At 73.3% G+C, this 4478-nt stretch carries 1 protein-coding gene; it reads left to right on the top strand.

The annotated features are described in order from the left end of the window. Positions 1–4478, top strand: a 4478-nt coding sequence (locus ABT324_RS33225; protein WP_351185842.1) for an SDR family NAD(P)-dependent oxidoreductase, incomplete at both ends; no start/stop codon positions are given.

Here is a 4478-nt window from a genome sequence, read left to right as displayed (position 1 = left end):
GACGAGCCCACGCCGCACGTCGACTGGACCTCCGGGGCGGTCTCGCTGCTCACCGAGGACCAGCCGTGGCCGGAGCTCGACCGGCCGCGCCGGGCAGCGGTGTCCGCGTTCGGCGTCGGCGGGACGAACGCGCACGTGATCATCGAGCAGGTGGCGGAGCCGGAGCTCCCGGCGGATGCCGGAACGCCCCCGCCGGTCGTGCCGTGGGTGCTCTCCGCCCGCGACGAGCCCGCGCTGGCGGCGCTGGCCGGGCAGCTCGCCCACCTGGCCAGCGACGCCTCGGTGCTCGACATCGGCTACTCGCTGGCCACCACCCGCGTCGCGCTGGAAGAGCGAGCGGTGCTGGTCAGCGGTGATGCCGACGAGCGCAGGCGGGCGCTCGCCGAGCTGGCGGAGGGCCGGGCGCTGCCGGGCGTGGTCCGCGGCCGGGTGGCCGAGGGCGGGCTGGTGGTGGTGTTCTCCGGTCAGGGCTCGCAGCGCCTGGGCATGGGACGCGAGCTCTACGACACCTACCCGGTCTACGCCGAGGCCTTCGACGCCGCCTGCGCTGAACTCGACCTCCACCTTCCCCGGCCGCTGCACGAAGTCGTCTTCGGCGACGACCCGGAGCTGCTCAACCAGACCCAGTACACCCAGCCCGCACTGTTCGCCTTCCAGACCGCCCTCTACCGCCTCTGGGAATCCTGGGGCATCACACCCGAGGCCGTCACCGGGCACTCCATCGGCGAAATCACCGCCGCCCACATCACCGGCACACTCACCCTCACCGACGCCGCCACCCTCATCACCGAACGCGGCCGCCTCATGCAGGCCTTGCCCGAGGGTGGCGCCATGGTGGCAATCAACGCCACCGAAGGCGAAGTACTGCCCCACCTGACCGGCTACGCGGACAAGGTCGGCATCGCCGCCGTCAACGGGCCTGAAGCCCTCGTGCTCTCCGGCGATCGCGAAGCACTCGCCACGATCACCGAACACCTGAGCCAGCACCGCGCCACCTGGCTGCGCGTCTCGCACGCCTTCCACTCACCACTCATGGAACCCATCCTCGACGAGTTCCGCGAAACCGTGGCCAGCTTGTCCTTCGCACCACCCACCATCCCGCTCATCTCCACCGTCACCGGACAACCCGCCGACCACACCACCCTCGCCGACCCCGAGCACTGGGTGCACCACGCCCGGCACACCGTCCGATTCGCCGACGCCATCGCCCACGTCGAAGCGGCGGCGCACCTCGAGGTCGGCCCCACCGGCTCGCTCCTCCCCCACCTGCCCGCGGGCGCCGTTGCCAGCCTCCGTAGCAAGCAACCCGAGGTCCAGTCGCTGGCAACCGCACTCGCCCACGTCGTGGCGAGCGGGTCCGACCCCGACTGGCACGCCTACTTCGCCAGGACCGGCGCCCGCGCCGTACCGCTGCCGACCTACCCGTTCCAGCGACGCCACTACTGGCTCGACGGGACGGCGTCCACCGCCACCGCCGACGAGCCCGCGGACCCGGCAGAGACCCGCTTCTGGGACGCCGTGGAACGCCAGGACCTCTCGGCGCTGTCGCATGAGCTGGGTGAGGACCACGAGGCGATCACCGCCGCGCTGCCGGTGCTCGCGGACTGGCGACGCCGCAAGCGCGATCAGTCCGTTGTGGACACCTGGCGCTACCGCGTGAGCTGGACGCCGCTCCGCACCCCCACCCAAGGCCTGGGCGGGACCTGGCTGGCGGTGGTTCCGGCGTCCTGGCGCGAGAACGCGGAGATCGCTGCGGTCCTCGGCGCAATGCGCGACGGTGGAGCCGACGTCCAGGTCGCGCACGGTGCGGAGGTCGGCGACTGCACCGGGCTTTCCGGTGTGCTGTCCCTGCTCGCCTTCGACGAGCAGCCCGACGATGAGCATCAGCCGCTCTCCCGGGGGCTCACCGAGACCGTCGCACTGATCCACCACCTGCAGCGGGCCGGGTCGACCGCGCCGCTGTGGTGCGTCACGCGGGGCGCCGTCGCGATCGGCGGCTCCGAGGAAGTGCGGTCACCGGCCCAGGCGCAGGTCTGGGGCGCGGGCCGTGCGGTGGCGCTGGAATGGCCGCAGGGCTGGGGCGGGCTCATCGACCTGCCCGCGGCCCTCGACGACCGCGTGCTGTCCCCGCTGCCCGCGCTGCTCGCCGGAGCCGGTGGCGAGGACCAGCTCGCCCTGCGCTCGTCCGGGGTGTTCGCCCGGCGGCTCGGCCGCGCCCCGCACACTGGGCCGAGCGGCCCGGAGTGGGCACCTCGCGGCACCGTGCTGATCACCGGCGGCACCGGGGCGTTGGGCGCGCACGCCGCCCGCTGGCTCGCCCGCCGCGGGGCGGAGCACCTGCTGCTCGTCAGCCGCAGCGGTCCGGCAGCGCCGGGAGCCGCGGCGTTGGACGCCGAGCTGTCCGCATCGGGCGCCGAGGTGACCATCGCCGCGTGCGACGTCGCCGACCGCGCAGCCCTGGCAGGCCTGATCGCGAGCACCCCCCAGCTGACCGCCGTCGTGCACACCGCCGGTGTCGGCCAGCTGACCCCGCTGTCCGACACCGGGATCGACGAGTTCGCCGAGGTCGTGCTGGCGAAGACGGCGGGCGCGACGCACCTCGACGAGTTGACCAGCGAGCTGGACCTGGACGCCTTCGTCCTGTTCTCGTCCGTCTCCGCGACCTGGGGCAGCGGTGGTCAAGCCGCCTACGGCGCCGCCAACGCCCACCTCGACGCGCTCGCCCAGCGCCGCCGCGCCCGGGGGCTCGTCGCGACCTCGGTCGCGTGGGGCCCGTGGGACGACGGCGGCATGGCCGAGGGAGCGGCGGGCGAGCACTCGCGCCGTCGCGGCCTAGTGCCGCTGCCGCCTGGGCTGGCGATCTCGGCGCTGGAACAGGCGGTGCGCGAGGCCGACCCGTGCCTCACCGTCGCGGACGTGCGCTGGGAGGACTTCCTGCCACTGTTCGTCTCCGCGCGCCCCAGCCCGCTGCTGTCCGGGCTCCCGGAGGCGCAGCGGGTCCTCGGACTGGGCGAAGAGGTGGACACTGGGCCCGCGCATCAGCTCGCGGCGCTGAGCCCGGCCGAGCGGCGGGCGCACCTGCTGGCTGCGGTCACGGCAGAGGCCGCGGCGGTCCTCGGCCACGCCACGGCCGACGACGTCGAGCCGGACCGGGCGTTCCGCGACCTCGGCTTCGACTCGCTCACCGCCGTCGAGCTGCGCAACCGCCTCGGCGCGACCCTCGGCACCACCCTCCCGGCGACGATGGTCTTCGACCACCCGACGCCGCACCGACTGGTGTCCCACCTCTGCTCGCTCTTCGGGGAAGAACCGCGCGAGGAGCAGGTCACCGCGGTCGAGGTGTCCTCCGAACCGCTGGCGATCGTCGGCATGGGCTGCCGCTTCCCGGGTGGCGTGCACAGCCCCGAGCAGTTGTGGGAGCTGGTGCGCGCGGGCCGCGACGCGGTCACCGACTTCCCCACCGACCGGGGCTGGGACCTGCGTGCCCTGCTGGCGGCCGAGCCGGGCGAGCAGGGCGGGAGCACCGCGACCGCCGGCGGGTTCCTGCACGAGATGGCCGACTTCGACGCGGCGTTCTTCGGCATCTCCCCGCGCGAAGCCCTCGCCATGGACCCGCAGCAGCGCCTGCTGCTGGAGACCGCGTGGGAGACCTTCGAACGCGCTGGCATCGACCCGACGTCGTTGCACGGCAGCCGCACCGGCGTGTTCGTCGGCGGCAACGGCCAGGACTACGTCTCGCTGCTGCAGAACGGCGCGCAGGGCACCGAGGGCTACCTCCTCACCGGCAACACGACCAGCGTGGCCTCGGGGCGGATCTCCTACACCTTCGGGCTCGAAGGGCCTGCGGTGACCGTCGACACGGCGTGCTCGTCGTCGCTGGTCGCGCTGCACCTCGCGGCGCAGGCCCTGCGCAACGGCGAATGCACCATGGCGTTGGTCGGCGGGGTGACCGTGATGTCCACGCCGACGACCTTCACCGAGTTCAGCAGGCAGGGCGGGCTCGCCGCCGACGGCCGGTGCAAGGCCTTCTCCAACAACGCCGACGGCACCGGCTGGGGCGAAGGCGTCGGCCTGCTGCTCGTCGAACGCCTCGCCGACGCGCAGCGCAACGGCCACCCCGTGCTCGCGCTCGTCCGGGGGTCGGCAGTGAACCAGGACGGCGCCTCCAACGGGCTCACCGCACCCAACGGGCCTTCACAGGAACGCGTCATCCGGCAAGCCCTGGCGAACGCCGGACTGCGTCCATCCGAAGTGGACACTGTCGAAGCGCACGGCACCGGTACGCGCCTTGGCGACCCCATCGAGGCCCAAGCCCTGCTCGCCACCTACGGGCAGGACCGCGAACACCCGCTCTGGCTCGGATCCATCAAGTCCAACATCGGCCACACCCAGTCCGCCGCCGGAGCAGCCGGGGTGATCAAGATGGTCATGGCCATGCGCCACGGCCAGCTCCCCCGCACACTCCACGTCGACGAGCC

It is taken from the genome of Saccharopolyspora sp. NPDC000359, assembly GCF_040300525.1.
Lineage (GTDB): Bacteria > Actinomycetota > Actinomycetes > Mycobacteriales > Pseudonocardiaceae > Saccharopolyspora.
Note: the sequence above shows the minus strand (reverse complement) of the source record. Positions and strands in the feature narration are given on the sequence as shown.